Genomic DNA, 24,472 nt, shown 5'->3' with positions numbered 1-24,472 from the left:
CATTCCAAGAGTAGGGCATTCCCAAATCCAACCTTTAGAACCCGATGCCTCCCCACAGGGATTGTTGCATTTGTCTGCCGCCGCTGGTGATCTCCAATTGAATCGGGAATCGAGGAAAACACCTTCGCTCCCAACAAGTCGCAAAGCCGATGAACCCGGGAGGTTGGGTTGAACGCCGCCAAGAGAGCCATTCTCCCTCAGGGCGGCGTACGCATTGGCGCCGACGTTGGTGGCACCTTTACCGATGTGGTGGTCTTGGACGGGCGGGGAAATCTACACACTCAAAAGGTGCCGTCGACCCCTCCTCACTTTGAAGAGGCCGTCATCCGCGCCATCGGGGCTTGGCTCGGCTCAACAGGGATTTCCGGCGCTCGCGTGAGGGAAGTCGCCCATGGTACGACGGTGGCGACCAATGCCGTGCTGGAGCGTCGGGGGGCAAGAACGGCGCTGGTCACCACCAAGGGGTTCCGGGACGTTCTGGAGTTGAGGCGGATTCGGGTGCCTGTGCTCTACGACTGGTTCTTCCAGAAACCAAGGGAACTGGTGGAGCGCTATCTGCGTTTCGAGGTGGATGAACGTGTCCTGGCCAACGGGGACGTTCAAGTAGGCCTGCGGGAGTCGGAGCTGTGGGATCTCAAGAAAAAACTGGAACAGGAGGCCGTGCAATCGGTGGCCGTTTGCTTTCTCCATGCCTACGCCTACCCTGAACATGAAATGATGGCGGGTCGCTTCCTGAGGAAGCACCTTCCCCATCTGACAGTTTCGCTCTCATCCGAGATACTGCCCGAGCGCAAGGAATACGAACGAACCGCTACGACCGCGGTCAATGCCTACGTGCGCCCGGTGATGCGCGGCTATCTGAATGCGCTAAGGAGAAGTCTCCGCCGGATGGATATCGAGGCCCCCCTGCTCATCATGCAGTCGGCCGGGGGCTTGACACCCGAAGACGACGCAGCCTCCCGTCCCGTTTTCGTCCTGGAGTCAGGTCCCGCCGCGGGAGTCCTGGCAGCCGCTACCACCGCAGGCAGGATGGGCCTGGCCAACGTGATCACCTTCGACATGGGAGGAACCACCGCCAAAGCCTCCATGATCGAGGAGGGACGGGTTGGCTACCATTCCGAATATGAAGTCGGTGCCTCCTTGTCCACCGGCAGTCGGCTCATGGGCGGCAGCGGAGAGCTCATTCGCGCACCCAGCCTGGACATCGCCGAAGTGGGGGCCGGGGGAGGCAGTATGGCCTATCTGGACCGGGCCGGCGGGCTCCATGTCGGTCCCCGAAGCGCCGGAGCTGTTCCGGGACCCGCCTGCTACCGGCAGGGAGGAAAGGAACCGACGGTAACCGATGCCAACGTGGTCCTGGGCTATGTCCGCCCCGGGCCGCTGGCCAACGGGGAGGTCCATGTCGATCCGGAGGCCGCACGGCGCGCCATTCAGGACCGGATTGCCGGTCCGCTGGGAGTAGGACTGTTCGAGGCTGCCGAGGGGATTCACCGCATAGCCAACACACGCATCATGAAAGCCCTGCGGGAAGTCTCAACCGAACGGGGAAGGGATCCCCGCGAGTTTGTGCTGATGGCCTTCGGGGGGTCGGGGCCGGTCCACGCCGCAGGCCTGGCTGAGGAACTTTCGGTTCAAAGGGCCATGATCCCGGAACTGCCGGGCCTCTTCAGCGCGCTCGGCCTGCTTTACTCCGATGTCGAGCGCCACGGAGTTCGGAGCTGCCTGCTCTCCGTTGAATCCCTCTGTCCCCGGGAAATCGAACAGTTGCGAGAGACACTGGAAAAGGACATGCTGGCCTGGTTCCGGCGAGGACACTATTCCGGAGAACGAGTTCAGCTCGCCTGCAGCGTGGATATGCGATTTCGGGGACAGACCTCGGAAATCAGGGTTCCACTCCCGGCCAAGCCACTCACGCCTGAGGATGTCGACACCCTTCGCCAAACCTTTGAGGCTGAGCACGAGCGGCTCTACGGACATCGGTCCGCCGCCGGCCACACGGTCGAAGTCCTTGCGGTGCGCCTGGTGGGGAAAGCAATGCGGGACCAGACTGAGGGGTTTCCCGAACCCGTTAAGCTCCAAGGCGAAGCGGCGCCCAGCCGTATGGCTTACTTCGGTTCGCGGTGGGGGGCGATTGATACCCCGGTAGTTGCCCGAACTTCTCTCCGGGAGATCACCCAAGGCCCGCTGTTGATCGACGAGTATGACACGACCGTCGTGGTGCCACCCGCGACTCGGGTCTGGCTCGACGACCTTCAGAATGTCGTCATGGAAGGAGCCGGCTCCCACCAATGAGCATGCGCGACCCGGCAGGCCACGCCGATCCGATCACTTTGGCCATCATGCAACACGCCCTGGCGTCGGCGGCGGACCAGATGGCGATCAGCCTCTACCGCACGGCCTATTCCACCATCGTTCGGGACTGCCTGGACTTTTCCACATCTCTTTGCGACGCCGAGGGAGAGATGATCGCCCAAGGCGTCACACTCCCGCACCACATCGCGTCGGTCCCGTTCGCCATGCGGACCTTGTTAAAAAAATACGGACACGAAATCGATCCCGGGGATGTGTTCATTCTCAACGATCCCTTCGACGGAGGCATGCACATTCCCGATATCTTTGTGGTCCGCCCCGTCTTCCGGGAGGACCGTCGGGTCGGTTTTGCCGTCAGCACGGCTCATCACGCGGACCTGGGAGGGCGCCTGCCCGGGAGCGCGGCTTGCGATAACACCGAGATCTTCCAGGAGGGACTGCGAATTCCCTGGCTCAAGCTTTATCGGCGAGGCCGTCCGGACGAAGCCATCTTTGGGTTGCTGGCTTCCAACGTCCGGATTCCTGAAGTGACTCTGGGAGATTTGAGAGCCCAACTGGCCGCTACCTACATTGGAGCGAACTCCGTCCTGAAGCTCATCGAACGCTACGGCCTGGAGACATTCCAGGGGTGCTGTCGAGACCTTCTGACCTACACCGAGCGCCTGGTTCGCTCAGAGATCGCCTCCTGGCCGGACGGGTCCTCCAGTTTCACCGACCATATGGATAGCGATGGAGTCGGCGGGCCTCCCGTCCGGTTGCAGGTGACCCTGACCGTGAGCGGCGACACCTTGACCGCCGACTTTTCCGGGACCGATCCCCAAGTGCGCGGCGGCATCAACTGTACGCTCTCGTTTACCACCTCGGTGGTCGCGGTCTGCCTGCGATCGGTCATTCAAGCGGAGATTCCCAACACTGCCGGCATGTTCAAGCCAATCAAAGTCATTGCCCCGGAGGGCACCGTGGCCAACGCCAGCATGCCGGCCGCATCCTCGATGCGAGGGGTTACCGGGTTCCGTCTTTCCGACACCGTGCGGGGCGCCCTGGCCGGATTGCTGCCCGACCGCGTGTTCGCGGCCGGAGAAGGGGGCAATTCACTGCTGATTTTCGGGGGAAAGCGACCGGAAGGGAAGCCCTACGTGTTTTATGAGCTGGTCACCGGGACCTGGGGTGGGCGCCCCGACAGGGATGGGAACGACGGATTGTGCAATCCCTCCAACGTCGCCGGCAACATACCGGTCGAGCAGGCCGAAAGCGAGTACCCGCTGTGCATTGAGCGTTACGGGCTGGTCCGGGACAGCGGGGGAGCGGGCCGGTTTCGAGGAGGTCTGGCCATCGAGCGCAAGTGGCGCCTTCTGGCTGGAGGTTCCACCCTGTCCATCCGCTCCGATCGGCGAGACCACCGGCCTTACGGACTCAAGGGCGGGAAGCCGGGTGCGCCCTCCCTGAGTGAGGTGGACGGGGCCGGCGGGGTTGAAATCCTGCCCACCATGATTTCGACCTCGATCAAGGCCGGAGACTCGGTCTATCATCGATTGGCCGGCGGTGGAGGATGGGGAGATCCCCTCACCAGAGATCCGGCGGCGGTGGCTCGAGATGTCAGAAACGGCAAGGTTTCCTCGGGTAGCGCTCGACGGGACTACGGCGTCGTCCTGGATGGGTTCGGCCAAGTGGATGCGGTGGCTACGGCGAGCCTGCGGCAGCAGGTGAAAAGTCGTTTGGATAAATGATGAATGATGAAATATGAATGATGAATCATTTTCTACTCCTGTGTTTCAGCGTTTTCACACTCGTGACCACTCGGGCACCGGTCAGAAAACATCGTGCCATTCCCCTGCCTCCTCAAGTGGAAGGGTGAGTGATGGTGGAATCAGGGAGGAGCCTTCAGAATGAGTTGCGATCTGATCCTGCGAGGTGGGGAGGTGCTGGACGGGACGGGGAAACCGCCCTTTCGGGCCGATCTGGCAGTCACGGACGGGCGGATCTCGGAGGTTGGATCGATCGGTCGGGTCGATGGCGCTGCCGAGTTGAATATTGCCGGGCTGTGGGCAAGTCCGGGAATCATCGATATACACAGCCATTCCGACTTCACGCTGATCGTCGATCCTAGGGCCGTGAGCTCGGTCATGCAGGGGGTCACCCTGGAAGTGATCGGCAACTGTGGCCACGGCTGCGCCCCCATCGTGGACCCCGAGCGAGCCCGGTCCAACATCTATGGCTGCCACGCCGCGGACGACATCGGTTGGCGCACCATGGCCGGGTACCTGGAACGCCTGGAAGCGGGCCAGCCTGCGGTCAACGTGCTGACGCTGGTGCCGAATGGTCTGCTTCGACTGGCGGCGGTCGAGGATGTCAGCAAGCCCTCTACTCCGGCGGAACTGAGCCGCATGAAGCGGTTGCTGTCCCAGTGCCTGGAAGAAGGCGCCTTCGGGCTTTCGACAGGATTGGAGTACGGACCCGAGAAGGCCTGTCCCGAGGAGGAAATCGTCGAGTTGTGCCGTCTGGTGGCCGACGCCGGGGGATTCTATTCCACCCACACTCGGAATCGGGCCGGTGAGGTGGAAGAGACTATCGCGGAAGCCATTCGAACCGGCCGGGCTTCGGGAGCGGCACTGCAAATCTCCCACATCCAGGTGGTGGCCAGACTGGCCGATGACGGACAGCAGGCCTACCGGCAGGCCCTGGGGATGGTGGATGAAGCCCGCGGGCAGGGTCAGGACGTGGGATTCGATATGCATACCCGCTTGTTCGGAACCACCAATCTGAGAACGGCGCTGCCGCCCTGGTCTCTGGAAGGAGGTCCCCAAGCCGTCGCCGCGCGTCTGCGGGATTCCGGGGTTCGAAGCGAGCTCAAGACCTACCGGAGTCATCTTCGCTCACTGGTGCAGGACGACTGGGAGCGAATTGTCATTTTCGATTCTCTGGCCTACCCGGAGTTTTCCGGAAAGAGTATCGGGGAGATCGGCCGACGGATGGGTGTCGAACCTCTCGACGCCGTCTATGATCTGTTGCTGGCGGAAGTCGATGATATCCACCGACTGATGGTGATGGCCCTGACCTACCGACTGGACGAAAATGAACTGGCCTTTGAGCATCCCCATTGCATGGTGGGCTCGGACGCCACCGCCCTGGCCACCGACGGACCTCTGCGGGACCGATCCTTCCACGGGGCCTACACCTGGGCCTCCTGGTTCTACCGGCACTTTGTGCGCGATACGGGAAAGCTCCGCCCCGAAGAGGCGATTCGCCGCTTGACCTCACTTCCGGCCGGCCGCCTGGGATTGAAGGACAGGGGCGTCATCGAGAAGGGAGCTTGCGCGGATCTGGCAATATTCGATCCGCAGGCCTTCAGCGAGCGGGGCACGACCTACGAACCCAACCAGACCGCCGTCGGCATGACTCACGTGGTCGTGAACGGTGTTCTGACTGTCAGGGACGGTCGATTGACGGGAAATCGCGGCGGGCGGGTGTTGCGCCGTCAATAGCAGCCGTCAACAGGGAAGCATGTCCACGGCAAAACCATCTCCTGCGATTCTTTGCGTCGCCCCCAACGGGGCACGCAAGACCCGCCGGGACCATCCCGATCTGCCCACGACGCCCGCTGAACTGGGGCGAGCGGCTGCCGAGAGTCTGGAGGCGGCAGCGGCCATGATCCATCTGCATGTCCGGGACCATAATCTGGCCCACATTCTGGACGTGACGGCCTACCGAGCCGCCATCCAGGCTATTCGCTCCCAGGTGGGCGACCGTCTGGTGATTCAGGTTACCACCGAGTCCTGCGGCCTTTACCGTCCGGAGGAGCAGATGGACCTGGTTCGGGAACTCAGGCCCGAGGCAGTGAGTCTTTCCGTCGGGGAAATATTCTCCAATCCGACATCTGAATCCGCCGCGGCTGAATTCCTCGAGTGGCTGAGGGCGGAAGGGATCTTTGCCCAGTTTATCGTTTTCGACGCGGATCAGGTCAGGTTCCTGGTGCGACTCATTCACCGTGGAGTCGTTCCACATTCCGCCCCCTGCGTCCTCTTTGTGCTTGGGCGCTATACCCCGCATCAACAATCGGAACCCACTGACCTGGATCCGTTGCTGGAGGTCAGCCCCTTTCGGGAGGGGTGGTTCCTGTGCGCCTTCGGAAAGCAGGAGTTGGCCTGCATGGACCGCGCCCTGGGTCGGGGCGGACACGCCCGGATCGGATTCGAGAACAATCTCTACAGACCCGACGGCGCCCGAGCCGCCAGCAATGCAGAGCTGGTGAGGCTGGCGGCGACCCGTGCGCTGCAACGGGGACGGCCTCTTGCCAACGCCGATCAGGCCCGCGAGCTGTTTGCAAGGCTCTTGTAGGAGCGTTCGGAATTCAGTGTGTTTCAGGAAAGGAATTCAACCAAGAAGGGAGGAAGAGCATGCCCCACTTTCTAGGAGACAGAGTGTATCTGAGGGAATACCTGCTGAGCGATGTCGAGGCCCTCTACCAGTGGCGAACCCTGGATGAGATCGTATGGTGGACGGGTTCCTATGTCTGGCCCGAATCTCTGGAGCAGGCTCGAGCCTTTGTGGAGGCTCAGGTCAACAACGTGGACCCCGCCAACCGAAAATTCGCCATCTGTCGCCGGGAGGACCACAAGTATCTGGGCCATATCGGCTATGAATATCTGGATCTGCGGCGACAGAACACCGAGGTGGGAATAGTCATTGGAGATGTCACTTCGCTATCCAAGGGCCTGGGTGAGGAAGCCCTGCGGCTGTTCCTGAAAGTCTGCTTCGAGGAGTTGAACCTGCACCGCGTCGGTCTCAGGGTGATTCGAGCCAACAAGCGGGGTTATCGCTGCTACCGGAAGTGCGGGTTCCAGGAGGAGGGGGCTCTGCGGGACTGGCACTACTCCCGGGGCCAGTGGCATGACCTGATCCTCATGGGTATCCTCAGGGATGAATATATGGCAGGTTTGAAGTCCTGATGGAGGTTATGGGCGGCGTCGTTTGCCGCCAAGAGGTCGGCCCGCTCGGACCGGCTCCAATTTTCTGGCGAGGGGAAAAGCAATGGAAATGAGGTCATTGGGCCGCAGCGGCATCGTGGTCAGCCGACTCGGCCTGGGCTGCGCCACATTCGGTAGGGAAATTGACGAGGCCACCTCGTTTCAGATCATGGACGCTGCCCTGGAACGCGGCATTACCCTTTTCGATACCGCTGAGGCCTACGGCGGCGGGCAGGCCCGAGAATATCGGCGCGACAACCTGGGAGTCGAGGACGTGCGCGAGGTGAGCGGCGAAATGTACTCCTCGGAGAAAATTCTGGGCCGTTGGCTGAAATCCCGGGGGGTGCGCTCCCGGGTCACCATTCAGACCAAGGTATCGGCCAACAAGAGCCGGCAGGAAGTAGAGGAGGCCCTGGAAGCCAGCCTGCGTCGTCTCCAGACCGACTACATTGATCTCTACCTGTTCCACAAGTATGATCCCGGCGTCCCGTTGGAAGAAGGTTTGGCGGCGCTGGATCGAGGAGAGAAGGACGGCAGGATTCGCTGCAGCGGATGCAGCAATTTCTCCGACGCGCAACTGTCGGAAGCTCTCGGACTGAGTCGTCGGACGGGCTTGCCCCGCCTCGGGGTCATTCAACCCATCTATAATCTGGCTCGCCGCGAGATCGAGACGGATCTGCTGCCCCTGTGTCAACGGCAGGAGGTCGGGGTGGTGACCTACAGTCCGCTGGGGGCGGGATTCCTGGCCGGAAAGTACACGGCCGATCAGGCCGAGATTCCCAAGGGCACCCGCTTCGACGTGATTCCCGGCCACGTGGACGTCTATTTCCACCCGCGCAGCTTTCGGGTCGTCGAGCAACTTCGGCAGATGGCGGACCGAACGGGTCTTTCCATGGTTCAACTGGCCATGGGGTGGGTCCTCAAGCGGGAGGGGGTCGACTCCGTGCTGATCGGAGCTCGCCACACCGGCCATCTGGACAATGCCTTGCAGTCCCTGGAGATGGATTTCCCGCCTGAATGGATGGTGGAAATGAACTCCTGGGACTAAGCAAGGATGGTTGTGCGTACTGTGGTATTTCCGGCAAAGGCCTGTCGGAATTCCCGGACAGTTTGACACCATAAGGACGAAAGGGAGGCGTACATCTAATGAAACGCGTTGGTGTTATGGGATTTATCCATGAATCCAATACCTTTGCAGTCACCCCCACCACCTACAAGCACTTTGAACAGGTCAGCCTGACCCGGGGCAGGGGGCTGATAGAGCGCTGGACCGGAGGCAATCACGAACTGAGTGGCTTTCTGGAGGGCGCCCAATCCAACGGTTTGGAGCCCGTTCCGCTTGTGGCGGCCTTCGCCATGCCGAGCGGCACCATAGTCCGGGAGACCTTCGACGCCATAGCGGATGAGACGGTCGAGGCTCTGAAGGCGGCCCTGCCCCTGGACGGCCTCTATCTGGCATTGCACGGGGCCACCGTGTCGGAGGAATTCCCCGACGCCGACGGCGAGATGGCTCGGAGGTTGCGGGAAATCGTGGGGCCGGATGTCCCCGTCGTCATGACGCTGGACCTGCATGCCAACGTTTCTCCGGGAATGGCGGCCAGTACCGACGCCACCACCATTTATCGTTCCAATCCCCATCTGGACCAGAAAACCCGAGGACTGGAAGCCGCTTCATTGCTCGGCCGGACGCTGCGGGGAGAGATTCGACCGGTGCAAGCCCTCGAATGCCCGCCACTGATCATCAGCATCGCCAAGCAGTACACGGACGAGAATCCGTCCAAGGGGTTGTACGAGGATGTTGAGTCGGTCTTGCGGTGGCAGGGAATTCTGTCCGCCAGCGTGGCCATGGGATTTTCCTACTCGGACGTGGAGGAATTCGGGGCCAGCTTTCTGGCCGTGGCTGACCGCGACCGAGACCTGGCCCGCAAGGCGGCGCGCTGGATGGCCCAACGGGCCTGGGACCGGCGGGAGGAATTCCAGGCCGACCTGCCCGATGCGGCCGAGGCGGTGGCCATGGCCATGCGGGTCCCCGAGGCCCCGGTGGTGCTGATGGATATCGGTGACAACGTCGGCGGCGGAAGTCCGGGAGACTCCACCGTCGTGCTGGCCGAAATCGTGGCCCAGAAAGCCTCCAATGCCATGGTGGTCCTGTTCGATGCCGGGTCGGTGGCCCGCTGCGTGGAAGCCGGGGTTCGCAACCCGGTGAAGCTGGAGGTCGGAGCCAAGACCGATGACCGGCACGGCTCCCCGGTCCCCATTCAGGGCCGGGTGCGGATGATCTCGGATGGCATCTTTCAGGAACCGGAAGTGAGGCATGGAGGCTGGGGTTCCTTCGACCAGGGGGTGACGGCGGTCGTAGAGACCCCCGAGCAGCACACCCTGGTGCTGACCAGCGTGAAGATGGCTCCGGTGAGCCTGGAGCAGGTCAAGAGCCTGGGAATCAAGCCGGAATCCAAGAAGATCCTGGTGGCCAAGGGTGTGATTGCCCCCAGAGCCGCCTACAATCCGGTCGCGGCCCGGACCATCCTGGTGGACACGCCGGGGGCCACCTGCGTGAATCCGGCCAGTTTCACCTACCACCGCCGCCGGCGCCCGCTCTATCCACTGGAGTTGGAAGCGCAGTATCCGAGTAATGAAGTTTGAAGTGAGAAGTGAGGAGTGTGAAGTATGAAGTTGGAAGTTTGAGGTGTGAAGAGGTGGACGGCGGAGGGTTTGAGGAGCAGACAAGCGCCTTGTGACGTGGTTGCACTTTAAGCATCAGGACCGAGATCAGCAAGGTGATTAATGCTCCAATCAGATCACTCTTCACTCTCCACCCTTCACCCATCAAACTTCACCCTTCTCACTTCACACTTCAAACTTCACTCTCCGTTCCATCGGTTGCAATGGGCTTTCCGATATTGATAAGGTTAGCAGCCCTGAACGCCAGTCAAAGCAAGTCGGTTGTCCCTCTGACAGCGAGTCCCCGCGAGGTTTGAATCGATGCGCCCTAAACGGTTTTCGAGTCCTTGTTCTTCGTCCCGCCCTTCACTGTCGGCGAAGGCCGTCTTCTTCACTCTGGTGATCCTGGGATGCCTGGCCTGGAGTTTGCAGCCGGGGCGGATTCAGGCCGATAAGCACCCGGGGCCGGAGTTCGTCGACCTTTCCCTCATGGTTGCCCCAGAGTTCCCCTGCAGTTGGCCCGGCGCCGGGCCGGGATTTCAGATCAACCACTACCGGCGGATCGGTCCGCTCAGCGCCTACAACTCGGATATTCTGACGCTGGATGAGAACGTGGGCACCCAGTTCGACGGACCGACCCATTCAGTGGCGCCCCCCGATTCCGGGAAACCCAACGCCGGGCCCTACGGCCTGGTAACCGGGGACAAGGTGCCGGCCTGGCAGTTTGTGGGAGAAGCCTGCGTCATCGACATTCGGGAACTGCTCGACAGCGCACCCAATGGCCACAGCTCCCTGGTCGAAGCCAGGCACGTGCAGGCCTGGGAACAGCGGCACCGCCCCCTGGGACTTGGCGATGCGGTGCTCTTCTACAGCGGTTTCAGCGACCGCTACTACCGTCCCTTTCCGTCGGGACGTGGATTCGTCGCCGATCCCCTGGAGGGCAGGACGCCGGGTTGGCCCGACCCCACTCCCCAGTGCATGGAGTACCTGGCGACCCGAAAAGTGATGACGCTCGGCACCGACAGCCCCAGCATGGGGCCGATCCCGGGACCCATCGCCGAGGAGACTCACTATGCCGGTCTCAAGCACGGAATGATCTGGACTGAAGGAGCGACCCGCCTGGGGAAGCTGCCGACAACCGGGGCCCTCTACTGTACCGTCGGCCTCAAGCATTCCCAGGGGATCGGCGCCGAATCCAGGGCATTCGCCATCGTGGGCCAGCCCTTGGCCGGGCAGTTGATCGAGTCGGCCAGGAACAAGCGGGTCATCGACCTGTCGGTGCTGCTGGCCGACAATCTCCCGGTTTGGTGGCCCGGCAGGGGAGTCGGCAACAACCGTCATCCCTATCTGCGGAATATCATCCCCCCCTACGGGATGAAGCTCCACCACCTGGACAGTCATACCGGCACCCACCTGGTGCCGCCGGCCTACGCCCTGCCCCCGCCCGGTTTCGACAACCAGACATACGCGCCGGAGGTGCGGCAGTGGCTGGCGGCCTACGAACGGCGTTTCGGGAAGAGGGGGACCAGTCGGGTGACCACGGAACAGGTGCCGCTTTCCCAGACTTGCGGTTGGGCTCGGGTCATCGACGTGCAACATCTGATCGGGTCCACCTCCAAGGATCAGTGGCCAGCCTCCCCGGAAATCACTCCTGAGGTCATTCAGGAGTATGAGGCCAAGCATGGACCTCTCAAGAAGGGGGAGATCGTCATTTTCCGCAGCGGTTACAGCGACCGCTATTTCAAGCCTTTCCCTGAAGGCAACCGGTTCATGGCAGATCCGTTGAACGGCCGCAGCGAAGGATGGCCGGCGCCGGGACCGGAGGCCGTCGTCTACCTGGCCGAGAAGGGGATCCGTTGCGTCGGCACCGACGGTCCCACGTTGGGAGGCGCCGAGCCCCGCCGGGCCTTGATGACCTACTGGGCGCTGGGGAGCCGCGGGCTGGTGGGGGTCGAATCCTTGATCGGGCTCGGCGAGGTGCCGCAACGAGCCTACTTCATCTTCGCACCCATCAAGATCCGAGACAGTCATGGAGGTCCGGGCAGAGCCCTGGCCCTGTATTGAGTCTTCGAGAAACGGAGACTTCCGGGGCTGGCGTTCCTTCCCCGGGCCAAAGCCAAGCTGGAGGGATTATGTCGGTAAAGGTGGAATGGGTAGGACATGCCTGCTTTCGGGTCTGGCGGGAGGGGGGACCGGTCATCGTCATGGACCCCTACACGCCCAAGACCGTCTACTTGCCGGAGGATGCGGCCAGGGTCGATGGCAATACCGTCATCGTCAGCTCACTGACCGACGACGCCCACGGATACCCCGAGCTGGTGCGGGGACGTCGGAGAGTCATCGATGCTCTGGATGTGGTCGAGAAGGGATTGGAAGTTGAAGTCGACGGCAGCCCGCTGGTAACTGTAGGGGCAGCCGAATCGCCCATTCACGACAGTGGAAGCCCCAAGGACAACGCCCTCTATGCCCTGCAGGTGGGAGGGGTGTGGGTCATGCACATGGGCGATCTCGGATATGGGCTGCCGCGGGAGGAAGTGGCTCCCTTCGAAGGGCGATGCGAGGTCATGCTCGCCATCGTGGGTCAGTACAACACCTTGTCCCTGCCGGATCTGGATGCGATGATCGATCATCTCAAACCCAGGTGGATCATTCCCATGCATTTCGCGCTGCCTCCGGTGTCGGGACCCATGCGACCCCTGCGGGAATTCCTGGACCGCCGCCGGGAGGACCCCCTGATCTTTCCCAGGTCTTCGGTAGTCGAATTTCCCATCGACCTGCCGGTTCTGGACCGCCCAACCATCGTCGCCCTCGAGCCCAGCGGATACCAACCCACTGTCGGTCTGGAAGATTGATTGGATGGAAGCCCGGAATGCACCCAGGCCCGTACCGGGTCCCCGGGAGGAGGTAAGAAGTGAAAATCGGTGTCAACACGCTTTTCCTGCTGCCCTTCGATTTCGAGGAAGGCTTGGATTTCGCCCAAAAGCAGGGCGTCGAGATGATCGAGATCGCCTGCTTGGGGGAAGCCAGCCGAAAGTACTGCGACCTTCCAAAACTGCTGTCCGACCCTGAAGCGTTAAAGCGCTGGAAGGGCGCGCTGGATGACCACGGCTTTACCATCAGCGCCTATTCGGCTCACGGAAACGGACTCTCGCCCGACCCGGCGGAAGCCAGGCAATACTCCGAGCACTTTCGCAGAGTCTGCCGCCTGGCCGAGGCCACGGGGGTGGATCTGTTGACATTGAACGCGGGCAGCCCGCCGGGAGCGCCCGGAGATTCCTGCCCCTGTTGGGTGGTGGACCCCACCAATGCCCGCAACCGGGCCATTCTGCGCTGGCAGTGGGAGGAGCGGGTCATTCCTTTCTGGCGGGAACACGCCGCCGTTGCCCGCGATCACGGCTGCCGCCTGGCTTTCGAGCCCTGGATCGGCGACATCGTGCACACACCGGTGACGGTCATGAAGTTGCGGGAAGCCATCGGACCGATTGTGGGATGCAACCTGGATCCGTCACATCTCTTCGTCCAGCACATAGACGTGCTGGAAACCATCGCCTACCTGGGGGATCGGCTCCTGCACGTCCATATCAAGGATACCCGCATGGAGCCCCGCAACCTGAAGCTGCAGGGATTGCTGGACACCACCCAGACCCCGTCCAACCCAGAAAAGCGGTCCTGGACCTTCAACCTGATCGGCTGGGGCCACGATCGGCGGTTCTGGCGCGATTTCATCACCACCTTGCGCTTCATCGGATATGAGGGAGCCCTCTCGGTCGAGATGGAGTGCGACTACATGGATGTGCGGGAGGGATTGGAAAAGTCCATCCAGTTCCTCAAGCCCCTGGTGATGGGACCGCCGCCCGGGAAAGGGACCGGCTGGTGGGAACTGGCAGGATTCCACCAGATTACGGAGGATGACATCGAGTGGCCGTGAACATCGAGTGGGTTGGCCATGCCTGTTTTCGCATCTGGCGGGACGGCGGCCCGGTCATCGTCACCGATCCCTTTTCTCCGACCCGCCTGGGTTTGCCGGCCGGACCGGCCATCCAGGGGGACCTGGCCATTGTCAGCTCCCTGGATGACCTGGCGCACGGAGATCCCGGGCTGATCCACGGAACCCCGGAAGTCATCAACGCCCTGGACTTGGTGCGCGAAGACCGCCAAGCCGAGGTGGACGGCAACCCGCTGGTTCCACTGGGCGCGGCCGAATCGCCCCTTCACGAAAGCGGCAGTCCCAAGGACAACGCGCTCTACGCCCTCAAGGTTGAGGATCTCTGGATTCTGCATCTGGGGGATCTGGGCTATGGCCTCAGCCCGGCGGAACTGTCGATCTTCGAGGGCAAGTGCGATGTCCTGCTGGCCATCGCCGGTCAGGCCAACACGCTGACTCTGGAAGAGCTGTCGAGTCTTATCGACCAATTGAGACCGCGATGGATCATCCCCATGCACTTCTTGCTGTGGTGGCCCAGCAGGATGCGCCCCCTGGGTGATTTCCTGAAGACCCGCCCCGCCGACCCCTTGATCCATACGCGGTCCACAACCGTACGGCTCTCATCGGGACCGGCGGGATGGAAGAAGCCGGCCATCCTGGTGCTGGAGGCTTCCGCCGATCCCAGAAGACACCAGTGCTGAGGAAACACTCCGGACGCTCCGGTGCCACCATGAATGCAGCCCGATCAAGGGAAATGTCGGAACCAAACCCGGCGGATCGAGCCTGCCTGCCGTCGCCCCGGCGTTTCCTGAACACCGGTGCCCGGCTGAGCCGGGCCGCAACCATCGCCTTTGCCGAGGGACCGGCGTACCACTCCGACGGCAGCGTCTACTTCAGCGACATCATCAACAATCGAGTGATGAAGCGTGCGGCGGACGGGCAGCTCTCCGTCTTCAGGGCGGACAGCGGCAGGACCAACGGAAACCTGTTCGACAGCCGAGGGAGGCTGGTCAGTTGCGAGGGCTGCGAAATGGGGTCGGGTGGCCGTCGTCGGATCGTACGCACCGATCTGGAAACCGGCCAGGTCGAGGTGTTGACGGAGCGATTTGATGGTCGGCGTTACAATAGCCCCAACGACTTGGCCATCGACCGAAAGGGGCGTATCTATTTCACCGATCCCTGTTATGGCGACCGTTCCACCATGGAGATGGATGTCGAAGCCGTCTATCGCCTGGACTGCGACGGAAGAGTCTCCAGAATATTGGAGCAGCCTGCAATCCAGCAACCCAACGGGATCGCGGTCAGTCCGGACGACCGTTTTCTCTATGTGGCGGATTACAACATCAGTCCGGGCGGAGCCCGAAAAATCTGGGGGTTTGAGCTCAGTCCCGGGGGCGCGGTTTCCGGACAAAGGCTGGTCTACGACTTCGGTGTGGGGCGACCCGGTGACGGTCTACGCGTTGATATGCAAGGAAACCTGTGGACGGCTGCCGGAATTACCTTGCCGAAGCGGGAGGGAGAATCCAATGTCAACCCGGCTGGGATCTACGTGATTTCTCCTCGGGGCAGGCTATTGGACAGGATACCCATCCCGGAAGACGTGGTGACCAACATGACCTTTGGAGGGAGCGACAAGAAAACCCTTTATGTTACCGCCGGCAAGAGCCTCTTCAAGATCGGCATCAACGTGCCTGGTTACAGTCTATTTCCCCCGTTGGATCCGGGAGCCGGGCAGTAGGAGGCCGGCCAGGCAGGGAGGATGTCCCGTCCCTGAATGAGTTCAGTAGAACATAACCAGCATTCCAATCCAGGAGCCCAACATGAAAATAGGCCTATTTACCGACGGACTTCCCGACATGTCCCTTCCTGCCGCACTGGATTGGGTGGTGGAGCAGGGCATCGAAGCCGTTGAAATCGCCACCGGGGGATTTTCAAAGGCTACCCACTGCGACGCCGACCTGTTGCTGTCCGATGCGGGGGCGCGCTCGGAATTCAAGGCTGCCGTCGACAGCCGCAATCTGGTCGTGAGCGCCTTGAACTGCAACGGGAATCCGGTGGACCCCAACCCGGAAAGAGGCACGAAACACGGCCAGGACCTCTTCAATTGCATTGACCTGGCTGACAAGTTGGGAGTGGATACGGTGGTCGCCATGAGCGGCTGCCCGGGCGATCCCTCCGGCACGCCCTATCCCAACTGGGTGGCCCACAGCTTCCAGCAGGAATTCCTGGATCTTCTCGAGTGGCAGTGGGATGAAGTCCTGACACCTTTCTGGAAGAAGGTTGGCCGGCATGCGGCCGACCACGGAGTCCGTGTCGCCATCGAGATGCACCCCGGGCAGTCGGTCTTCAACACCCCCGGGCTGCTGCGGCTGCGCGAGATCGCCGGTCCCTCGGTGGGGGCCAACCTGGATCCCAGCCACCTGTTCTACCAGGGGATGGAACCGAGCTGGGTGGTTCAGAACCTGGGTCCCGACTTCGTTTTCCACGTGCATGCCAAGGACACCCGCATCGACCGGCACAAGATGGCCTTGAGCGGCGGAATAGACCTGACGCCCATGCACCTGGTGCTGGAGAGGTCCTGGGGATACCGGACCCTGGGGTTCGGCCACGGAGAGCTGTGGTGGCGCGAATTCCTCAGCGCCTTGCGATCGGTCGGTTACGATGGCGTCCTGAGCATCGAGCACGAGGATTCCCTGATGAGCGCGCCGGAAGGCATCATCAAGAGCGTCGAGTTCCTCAAGCCTCTCCTCATCAGGACCATGCCCGAGGAAAACCCACCCTGGCTATAGTCGGGCTACCATGAACTCATTGGGTGTGGGCGTCATCGGCATGGGGTGGATGGGACACACCCACAGCCGGGCCTATCGCCAGCTAAGAGACCGCTTTCCGGAACTGGAGGCGGAGGTGCGTCTGGTCTGCTGTGCCGATGCCGTAGCCGAGCGGGCTCGGGAAGGAGCCTCCCGGCACGGATTCGAGGGCCACACTACCGACTGGTCCTCGCTGATCGAGGACGATCGGATCGCGGCGCTGAGCGTGACCACTCCCAATGACAGCCACTTGGCCATCGTGAGCGCGGCAGCCCGGGCGGGCAAGCACGTCCTCTGCGAGAAGCCGGTTGGCAGGACTCCGCGGGAGACGGTAGCCATTCAGAGGGTGGTTGAGGAGTCCGGCGTCCTGAGCCTGGTGGGTTTCAACTACCGTTGGGCGCCCATGGTTCAATACGCCAGGCAGCTCATCCGGGCGGGCTACCTCGGTGATATCACGCATTTCCGCAGCCGCTATTTCGAAGGCTATGCCCGCAATCCGGAGGAAGCCATTTCCTGGCGCTTCGATCAATCCGTCTCCGGGACCGGCGTGTTGAACGACATGCTCTCGCATACCACCGACCTGGGCCACTTTCTGGTGGGCCCCATCAAGCGGGTAGTGGCCAATCGAAAGACCTGGATCGGTAGCCGCCCCAGGGCGGGCGGACAGGTTCCCCCCCTGCCGCGCCAGACAGTCACCAACGAGGACTATGTGGGGGGCCTGGTTCAGTTCGAGAACGACGCCCGGGGAAGCTTCGAAGCCTGCCGCGTCATCACCGGTCCGCAACAGGAGTTGAAATTCGAGGTGAATGGCACCACCGGCTCGGTTGTCTGGGATTTCGAGCGAATGAACGAGCTGCAGGTCTATGTGAATCCGGGAAGGGAACCGCTCCGGCAGGGTTATACCCGCTTGTTCAGCAACCCCGAATATCCGTTTCACGGGCACTTCAATCCGGGACAGGGTACCAGCCTGGGATACGAGGACCTGAAAACCATCGAGGCCTCCCGTTTCGTCAAGTCGATTCTGGAGGAAAAGCAGGCGACACCGGGCGTTCGGGAAGCCGCCGCGGTGGCTGCCGTGCATACGGCGGTGGAGCGTTCCTGGGAGTCGAATCAGTGGGAGGAAGTGGTCAGTGGTCAGTGATCAGTGATTAGTGGATAGCTAATTAATCGACGCGTTCAGCAACTGACACAAACCTGTTTCACTCTAGTATGATCCGCCCGCCAGGGCGGAGGAGCGGCTGACCACTGACCACTATCCACTATCCACTGCATGTAAGGAGTCGTGATGGCACATGAAATCGGTATTGGAGTCATCGGCATGGGCTGGGTCGGTAACGTGCACAGCCGCGTCTATGGCCAGGTGGCGGATCGGTTCCGGGACACGGGGATTCGTCCCCGCCTGGTCATCTGCGCCGACGAAGTGGAAGCGCGGGCCAGGGACGGACAGGAACGCTTCGGATTCGAGCAGCGGACCACCGACTGGACAGAGGTCATCGAAAACGACTCCGTTCAGGCCATCAGCGTCGCCTCGCCCAACCACCTGCACCTGGAGGTCGTGAGCGCGGCCGCGGCGGCCGGCAAGGACATTTTCTGCGAGAAGCCGGTGGGCATGGGGCCACTGCAGACTGCCGAAATCGAGGGGATCGCGCGCCGGGCCAACGTCATCAGCTGGGTCGGTTACAACTACCGCTGGGCCCCGCTGGTCCAATACGCCCGCAAGCTCGTTCAGGAGGGCAAGCTTGGGGAGGTGACCCACTATCGCGGTCGTTTTCTGGTGGGTTACGGCAGGGATCCCAATGGAGTTCTCTCCTGGCGATTTCAGAAGGAATGGTCGGGCACCGGCACCCTGGGCGACCTCATTTCCCACGTGGCCGACATGGCCCACTCCATAGTCGGACCGGTGAAGCGCCTGACCAGCACCAGCCACACATTCATCACCGAACGCCCTCTGGTCCCCAAGGGGTCCGGCACCCACTTTTCCACAGGCTCGGCCGATGACCCCAAGGGGCCGGTCACCAACGAAGACTACGTGAGCGCGCTGGTCGAGTTCGGCAACGGAGCCCGGGGGACCTTCGAAGCCTGCCGGGTGATCAAGGGGCCCGGCTGTGAAATGGCCTTTGAGCTGAACGGAACCCGGGGAGCATTGAAGTGGGACTTCGAGCGCATGAATGAGCTTCAGCTCCATCTGCCCGACAGCGCCACCGAGCGTGACGGGACCACCGTGATTCAAAGTAGTCCCGACCATCCCTCCTACGTGCAGTTCTACTCCGGTCCGGCCATCAGCATGAGCTACGATGACCTCAAGTTGATCGAGGCGGTGGAGTTCCTCAACTCGGTGGCCAGCCGAAAGCAGGGGGAGCCGGGATTCAGGGAAGCCCTGGCCGTGGCCGAGGTCCAGGAGGCCATGCAGCGATCCTGGAAGTCCCAATGCTGGGAAGAGGTCCGAAGTCTTAGACGGGACTGACCAGACCAGTTATCTAAGAAACTACATGAACAGTGATTATCTACTCTCCTTATTTAACAAATACTTAGTGAGGTATACGGATGGGCGATAAACGAGCCCGCTGGGGCCTGTTGAGCACGGCCCGTATCAATGAGCGCTTGATCCCCTGCCTGAAGCGGTCGGAACGAAACAAGCTGATCGCGGTAGCCAGCCGCAGTCAGGATACGGCCGATCGCTATGCCGAAGAACACGGCATTTCCAAGGCCTACGGCAGCTATGAAGAGATGTTGGCGGATCCCGACATTGACGTGGTCTACATTTCTCTGCCCAACGGGCTGCACACCGAGTGGTCTCTCCGTTGCGCCGAAGCCGGAAAGCACGTGCTCTGTGAAAAGCCGCTGGCCCTGTCCGTCGAAGAGGTGGACCAGCTCCTGGAGGCCGCCGGCCGTTGCGGAGTCACCATCCAGGAAGCCACCATGATGCGGTTTCACTCCCAAACTTCCTATGTGCGCGACCTGATCGCTCAGGGCGCCATCGGTGAGGTTCGCATGGGCCGCGGCCTATTTACCTTCACCCTGGAACGTCCCGGGGACATCCGCCTGGACCCCGCCATGGGCGGCGGATCGGTCTGGGACCTGGGCAGCTATTGCGTCAGCTTCGCCCGTACCGTGCTACAGGCCGAACCGGTGGAGGTTCGTGCCGTCGAAGTCACCGGACCCACCGGAATCGACCTGAGTTTTTCAGGCCATCTGAGATTTCCGAAAGGAACCTTCTTTCACTTCTTCTCCAGCTTTGCTTCATTCACCCAGGTCGACGCCGACCTGCTCGGAACCGCCGGGTATCTCCATCTGGATCTTCCCTGGGTCAATCGCGAGAATCAGCCGGCCACCGTGCGCCTGGTCAGCGAGGCCGGAATCAAGGAGTCTTCCACCTTCGGCGACGGCCTCGACAATCGCAGGACCGAGAGGAGGGTCTTCGCCGACGTCAACGCCTATCAGGACGAAGTCGAATCCATGGCGGCCACCGTTCTGGACGGCGCCGATCCGGTGGTTACCCTGGAAGACAGCCGCGCCAACGTGGCTGCCATCACGGCGCTCAATCGGTCGGCCCGGGAAGGCCGACCGGTGGAACTCTAGGGGGCGTTCCGCTGCAGATCCAACGCATTGCCATTCTGAGTCCCGGAGACATGGGCCATGCCGTGGGACGGGAGTTTCGGGCCAGTGGCCTGGAGGTGATGACCTGCCTGTCGGGCCGCAGCCCTCGCACCTGCCGGATGGCGGAGCTTGCTGGGTTCAGGACCGTGCCCAGCCTGGAAGCGCTGGCAGAGCAGGCCGACCTCATTCTTTCCATTCTGGTGCCCGAGGCAGCGGTGGCGCTGGCCGAAGCAGTGGCCAAGGCCGTGAGCAACACCGGCTGCCGCCCGGTTTTTGCCGACTGCAACGCGATCTCCCCGGCGACCTCCAGTCGGATCCAAGGCATCATCTCCGCGGCCGGCGGTCGCTATCTGGACGCCTCCATCATCGGCCCTCCTCCTGGGCAGGGGCAGCCTCCCCGCTTTTATGTCTCCGGCTCCAATGCGGATGCCATGGGTCAGCTCGATGGTCGAGGGATTGCCGTCAAGTGGATCGGCAGCCAGATTGGACGGGCTTCGGCCATCAAGATGTGCTATGCCGGGCTCACCAAGGGAACCCTGGCGCTTCACGCGGCCGTGCTCACCAGCGCCGAGGCTCTGGGGCTCTCGGACGAGCTGAGGTCGGAGCTTGCCTACAGCCAGGGCCAGAAGCTCAAGGCCATGGAGCAGGTCAGGCGGGTGCCGGCCAAGGCCTTCCGCTGGATCGCCGAAATGGAGGAGATTGCCCGAACCTTCGGGAGCGTCGGTGTCACCCCGGACATCCACTCCGGGGCGGCTGAGGTCTTCAGAATGATCGCGGAGAGCGACTTGGGAGGGGAGCGAACGGATACGTTGGATCGGGACCGAACGCTCCCGCAAACCGTATCCAAACTGGCCGAAAGCTTGAAGCCCAAGCCCTGATCCGGTCTGCAGCTGCCGACCGCTCACCGGTGTCGTAGCTCAATTTCTCTGGGGAAATCCGTGAACACCTCAGTTTTTTCAGCGCTGGACTACGTGGCTCTGACCACCTACCTGGTTCTGGTGGTCGCCATCGGCGTTTGGGTCGGCCGCGGTCAGAAAGACACCAAGGAATACTTTCTGGCCGGCCGCTCCATGGGCTGGTTTCCGGTCGGCATCTCCACCCTGGCCAGCCTCTACAGTGCCATCACCTACATGGGGGCGCCCGCGGAGTACTATACCCATGGCCTGGAGATGGCCAGCCAGACCCTCTCGATCGTGCTGGTGGTTCCGGTGGTGATGTATGTCTTCATGCCATTCTACCACCGGCTCCAGGTCTACACGGCCTACGAATACCTGGAGGAGCGATTCGACCTGAAGGTCCGTACCTTGGCCAGCGCAGTGTTCGTCTTCTGGAGGATTCTGTGGATGGGCACGGCCACTTACGTGCCGGCCCTGGTGCTTCACACCGTCACCGGCATGCCCCTGCTGGAGACCATCCTGGGGGTCGGCATCGCGGCCACGCTCTACACCGTGGCCGGCGGCATGCGGGCGGTCATCTGGACTGACGTCTGCCAGTTCTTCATTTTGATCGGTGGTTCGGTGCTGGCCGTTTGGATTATCGGAATGGATGCGGGGGGAACGGGCGAAATCTGGAGGCTCGCCGAGCAGGGAGGCAGGACCCGTCTGTTCGACTGGTCCCTGGACCCCACTATCAGAGTGACTACCTGGGGAGCGGTGATGGGGTCGCTGGTGGGTCACATCGGCATGTATGGCGCCGACCAGGTCAGTGTGCAGCGATATCTGACCGCCAGGTCGCTTCCGATCATGCAGAAGTCCTACATCCTGAACATGGGTGCGGGCCTGGTCATGAAGGGGTTCATCATCCTGATCGGGTTGGGACTGTTCGCCTACTACGCCACCAACCCGCAGAATTTGCCCGATGCGATTCAGGGCGATCGGGTCTTTCCCTATTTCATCGCCACCCAGATGCCCATTGGACTCCGGGGCATGATGATTGCCGCCATCCTGGCGGCCGCCATGTCGTCCATCGACTCCGGATTGAATTCCTGCACCACCGCCCTGATCACCGATTTCTTCAAGAGATTCAACTGGAAGCCCGGGTGGATCATGAGATGGTCTCCCGGAGAGGCGCCCCTTGAGGTGGCCGCCAGGGAATTGAAGCTCTCCCGCCTGTTGACCCTGGGCCTGGGTGTGGCGGTTACCGTGCTGGCCTGCTTCGTGGGTGGGCTGGGGTCCATCATCGAGATCACCAACAAGTTGGTCAACAGCTTTGCGGGTCCCATGGCGGCCGTCTTTCTGCTCGGAATGCTGACCCGCAAATGCGATTCTCAGGGAGCCTTCTGGGGCCTGCTGGTGGGAAGCCTGGTCACCAGCTATTTCATCTTCTATTCCACTGTCTCATTCCTCTGGTACGGCACCGTGGGCTTGGCCACCACCCTGGTGGTCGGCTACGCCATCAGCATGGCGCAGGGGAGCCCCCCGACCAGGCGCACCGACCTGGTCTACCGGATCCCCGGGTTCTAAATAGCCACGGGCCCGCCCCACACGACGGGGCGGCTGAATCAGAGCAAAAACAGGATCGTCTCGGACAAGACATCCATGCCCGTGTCTCCGTTTTCCTTCCTGGATTACCTTCTGCTGTTCGCCTATCTCCTGGTCATGGTCTCTATCGGTGTCTGGGTGGGCAGGGGACAGAAAGATACCCGTGAATACTTCCTGGCCGGCCGTTCCATGGGATGGTTTCCCCTGGGCATATCCACCATCGCCAGCCTCTACAGCGCCATCAGCTACATGGGGACTCCGTCGGAGTACTTCACTCATGGCGCCGAGTTCGCGGTGCAGATGCTGGCCGCCTTTCCCTCCGCCGTAGTCGTCATCTTCGTGTTCATGCCCTTCTACCATCGTCTCAAGGTCTACACGGCCTACGAGTACCTGGAAAAGCGCTTCAGCGTCACCGTACGGTCTCTGGCCAGCAGCGTCTTCATCCTGTGGCGGATCCTCTGGATGGGCACCGCCATTTACGTTCCCTCCCTGGTGCTGCACACGGTCACCGGATTCGCCTTGATAGAAACCATCGTGGCGGTGGGCGTGGTGGCCACCCTCTACACCGTCCTGGGCGGCATGCGAGCCGTGATCTGGACCGACGTGGTCCAGTTCTTCGTGCTGTTTTGCGGGTCGATCCTGGCCCTGTGGGTGGTGAGTTCCGCGGTTGGAGGGATTTCCGGAATCTGGACCATTGCCGAAGCCGGGGGGAGAACGCGAGTCCTGGATTGGTCGCTGGACCCGACCGTTCGGATCACCACCTGGGGAGCCTTCCTGAGCGGACTGGTGGCTCACCTGGGAACCTACGGCACCGACCAGGTCAGCGTGCAGCGATACCTGTCGGCCCGCTCCCTCAAGGTGATGCAGAAGTCCTTTCTCATGAACATGGGCGGAGGATTCCCCCTGGGGCTGATGATGATCTCGATCGGACTGGGCCTGTTCGCCTTCTACCATCTCAATCCGGGTCAGTTGCCGGCCGACATCCAGGGAGACCGGGTCTTTCCCTATTTCATCGCCAGCCAGATGCCGGCCGGATTGCGGGGGATCATGATCGCGGCCATCCTGGCGGCGGCCATGTCGTCAATCGATTCGGGGCTTAATTCGGTGACCACGGCCATCATGAACGATTTCGTCAAGCGGTTCGGCTGGTCTCTGGCCTGGATTTCGCCCTGGTTGCCCGGTCCGGGTTCGGTGGAATTGGCGTTCTCGCGCCTGCTGACCCTGGGCCTGGGAGTCCTGGTCACCGTGCTGGCCTGTTACGTGGGGCAGCTGGGTTCTATCGTGGAAATCGCCGCCACCATTGTAGACAGCTTCACCGGCCCCATGCTGGGGGTTTTTCTGCTGGGAATGCTCACCCGCACGACCGAGTCCAGGGGCGCCTTCCTGGGGCTGCTCCTGGGAACCGTGACCACGGCCGGGTTCATCTTCTACTCGAGTGTTTCCTTTCTCTGGTATGCGCCCATCGGGGTGTGTACGACGCTTCTGGCGGGCCAACTCGCCAGCCGGCTGGTGGGCGGTCCCGGCCAGCCCCCCAGTGAACTGGTGTTTCGGCTTTTTCGGTCTCGGAAGTAGCCGATACCGGGGCAGGCCGTCCTCTCGCACGATCCGGAGCCGAGTCATGCCCCCCACCGCATCAGCCTTCGCCATTCGGCGCTGCTTTGTGGCGCCGCGATTGCCCCCCTCCGCATCAGCCTTCGCCTGCGGCTCGGCTTCTGCGACTCCCCCTCA

Annotated in this window: 19 protein-coding genes; all 19 read left to right on the top strand. The window is 62.0% G+C overall.

All coding sequences use genetic code 11. The annotated features are described in order from the left end of the window. Positions 1-168: 168 nt before the first annotated feature. Positions 169-2,292, top strand: a complete 2,124-nt coding sequence (locus OXI69_10910; GenBank protein MDE2666654.1) for a hydantoinase/oxoprolinase family protein — start codon at positions 169-171, stop codon at positions 2,290-2,292. Continuing rightward, positions 2,289-4,037: a hydantoinase B/oxoprolinase family protein gene (locus OXI69_10905; GenBank protein MDE2666653.1), complete on the top strand. Its 1,749-nt coding sequence runs from the start codon at positions 2,289-2,291 to the stop codon at positions 4,035-4,037. Before OXI69_10910 ends, OXI69_10905 begins: the two co-directional genes overlap by 4 nt. A gap of 159 nt (positions 4,038-4,196) precedes the next feature. Next, complete coding sequence (locus OXI69_10900) at positions 4,197-5,792, top strand: amidohydrolase family protein (protein MDE2666652.1); 1,596 nt, start codon at positions 4,197-4,199, stop codon at positions 5,790-5,792. Positions 5,793-5,811: 19 nt separating this feature from the next. Next, positions 5,812-6,645, top strand: a complete 834-nt coding sequence (locus OXI69_10895; GenBank protein MDE2666651.1) for a 3-keto-5-aminohexanoate cleavage protein — start codon at positions 5,812-5,814, stop codon at positions 6,643-6,645. 59 nt (positions 6,646-6,704) lie between these two features. After that, positions 6,705-7,256: a GNAT family protein gene (locus tag OXI69_10890; protein ID MDE2666650.1), complete on the top strand. Its 552-nt coding sequence runs from the start codon at positions 6,705-6,707 to the stop codon at positions 7,254-7,256. Between the two features lie 82 nt (positions 7,257-7,338). Further along, on the top strand, positions 7,339-8,322 hold the full coding sequence (locus OXI69_10885; protein ID MDE2666649.1) for an aldo/keto reductase: 984 nt from the start codon (positions 7,339-7,341) through the stop codon (positions 8,320-8,322). Positions 8,323-8,420: 98 nt separating this feature from the next. Beyond that, complete coding sequence (locus OXI69_10880; protein ID MDE2666648.1) at positions 8,421-9,917, top strand: M81 family metallopeptidase; 1,497 nt, start codon at positions 8,421-8,423, stop codon at positions 9,915-9,917. Between the two features lie 339 nt (positions 9,918-10,256). Continuing rightward, the gene (locus OXI69_10875) at positions 10,257-11,999 is read left to right on the top strand and encodes a cyclase family protein (GenBank protein ID MDE2666647.1); all 1,743 of its coding nucleotides are present in this window, start codon (positions 10,257-10,259) and stop codon (positions 11,997-11,999) included. A gap of 68 nt (positions 12,000-12,067) precedes the next feature. Further along, entirely contained in the window at positions 12,068-12,787 is a 720-nt protein-coding gene (locus OXI69_10870; protein ID MDE2666646.1) for an MBL fold metallo-hydrolase, read from the top strand. Between the two features lie 59 nt (positions 12,788-12,846). After that, complete coding sequence (locus OXI69_10865; protein ID MDE2666645.1) at positions 12,847-13,863, top strand: sugar phosphate isomerase/epimerase; 1,017 nt, start codon at positions 12,847-12,849, stop codon at positions 13,861-13,863. Continuing rightward, positions 13,854-14,561, top strand: a complete 708-nt coding sequence (locus tag OXI69_10860) for an MBL fold metallo-hydrolase (protein MDE2666644.1) — start codon at positions 13,854-13,856, stop codon at positions 14,559-14,561. The genes OXI69_10865 and OXI69_10860 overlap by 10 nt, the downstream gene beginning before the upstream one ends. A gap of 53 nt (positions 14,562-14,614) precedes the next feature. Further along, the gene (locus OXI69_10855) at positions 14,615-15,598 is read left to right on the top strand and encodes an SMP-30/gluconolactonase/LRE family protein (GenBank protein MDE2666643.1); all 984 of its coding nucleotides are present in this window, start codon (positions 14,615-14,617) and stop codon (positions 15,596-15,598) included. 82 nt (positions 15,599-15,680) lie between these two features. After that, positions 15,681-16,649 carry a sugar phosphate isomerase/epimerase gene (locus OXI69_10850; protein ID MDE2666642.1) on the top strand — a complete coding sequence of 323 codons (969 nt, stop codon included), beginning with the start codon at positions 15,681-15,683 and terminating at the stop codon, positions 16,647-16,649. A 10-nt stretch (positions 16,650-16,659) separates the two neighbouring features. Further along, positions 16,660-17,808 carry a Gfo/Idh/MocA family oxidoreductase gene (locus OXI69_10845; protein MDE2666641.1) on the top strand — a complete coding sequence of 383 codons (1,149 nt, stop codon included), beginning with the start codon at positions 16,660-16,662 and terminating at the stop codon, positions 17,806-17,808. 144 nt (positions 17,809-17,952) lie between these two features. Further along, positions 17,953-19,131 (top strand): Gfo/Idh/MocA family oxidoreductase, encoded by a 1,179-nt coding sequence (locus OXI69_10840; GenBank protein MDE2666640.1) that lies wholly within the window; start codon positions 17,953-17,955, stop codon positions 19,129-19,131. Positions 19,132-19,211: 80 nt separating this feature from the next. Further along, positions 19,212-20,246, top strand: coding sequence for a Gfo/Idh/MocA family oxidoreductase (locus OXI69_10835; protein MDE2666639.1), 1,035 nt, complete (start codon positions 19,212-19,214; stop codon positions 20,244-20,246). Positions 20,247-20,257: 11 nt separating this feature from the next. After that, positions 20,258-21,142, top strand: a complete 885-nt coding sequence (locus tag OXI69_10830; GenBank protein ID MDE2666638.1) for a DUF1932 domain-containing protein — start codon at positions 20,258-20,260, stop codon at positions 21,140-21,142. A gap of 60 nt (positions 21,143-21,202) precedes the next feature. Further along, complete coding sequence (locus OXI69_10825) at positions 21,203-22,726, top strand: sodium/solute symporter (GenBank protein MDE2666637.1); 1,524 nt, start codon at positions 21,203-21,205, stop codon at positions 22,724-22,726. A 75-nt stretch (positions 22,727-22,801) separates the two neighbouring features. Continuing rightward, positions 22,802-24,316: a sodium/solute symporter gene (locus OXI69_10820; protein ID MDE2666636.1), complete on the top strand. Its 1,515-nt coding sequence runs from the start codon at positions 22,802-22,804 to the stop codon at positions 24,314-24,316. The last annotated feature ends 156 nt before the right edge of the window (positions 24,317-24,472 follow it).

This window comes from Acidobacteriota bacterium, from assembly GCA_028875575.1.
Lineage (GTDB): Bacteria > Acidobacteriota > Terriglobia > Versatilivoradales > Versatilivoraceae > Versatilivorator.
Note: the sequence above shows the minus strand (reverse complement) of the source record. Positions and strands in the feature narration are given on the sequence as shown.

Bases quoted from the DNA above. Each gene is read 5' to 3' on its own strand.
- OXI69_10905 (MDE2666653.1), top strand. From the start codon at position 2,289: ATGAGCATGCGCGACCCGGCAGGCCACGCCGATCCGATCACTTTGGCC.
- OXI69_10900 (MDE2666652.1), top strand. From the start codon at position 4,197: ATGAGTTGCGATCTGATCCTGCGAGGTGGGGAGGTGCTGGACGGGACG.
- OXI69_10895 (MDE2666651.1), top strand. From the start codon at position 5,812: ATGTCCACGGCAAAACCATCTCCTGCGATTCTTTGCGTCGCCCCCAAC.
- OXI69_10890 (MDE2666650.1), top strand. From the start codon at position 6,705: ATGCCCCACTTTCTAGGAGACAGAGTGTATCTGAGGGAATACCTGCTG.
- OXI69_10885 (MDE2666649.1), top strand. From the start codon at position 7,339: ATGGAAATGAGGTCATTGGGCCGCAGCGGCATCGTGGTCAGCCGACTC.
- OXI69_10880 (MDE2666648.1), top strand. From the start codon at position 8,421: ATGAAACGCGTTGGTGTTATGGGATTTATCCATGAATCCAATACCTTT.
- OXI69_10875 (MDE2666647.1), top strand. From the start codon at position 10,257: ATGCGCCCTAAACGGTTTTCGAGTCCTTGTTCTTCGTCCCGCCCTTCA.
- OXI69_10870 (MDE2666646.1), top strand. From the start codon at position 12,068: ATGTCGGTAAAGGTGGAATGGGTAGGACATGCCTGCTTTCGGGTCTGG.
- OXI69_10855 (MDE2666643.1), top strand. From the start codon at position 14,615: ATGTCGGAACCAAACCCGGCGGATCGAGCCTGCCTGCCGTCGCCCCGG.
- OXI69_10850 (MDE2666642.1), top strand. From the start codon at position 15,681: ATGAAAATAGGCCTATTTACCGACGGACTTCCCGACATGTCCCTTCCT.
- OXI69_10845 (MDE2666641.1), top strand. From the start codon at position 16,660: ATGAACTCATTGGGTGTGGGCGTCATCGGCATGGGGTGGATGGGACAC.
- OXI69_10840 (MDE2666640.1), top strand. From the start codon at position 17,953: ATGGCACATGAAATCGGTATTGGAGTCATCGGCATGGGCTGGGTCGGT.
- OXI69_10835 (MDE2666639.1), top strand. From the start codon at position 19,212: ATGGGCGATAAACGAGCCCGCTGGGGCCTGTTGAGCACGGCCCGTATC.
- OXI69_10820 (MDE2666636.1), top strand. From the start codon at position 22,802: ATGCCCGTGTCTCCGTTTTCCTTCCTGGATTACCTTCTGCTGTTCGCC.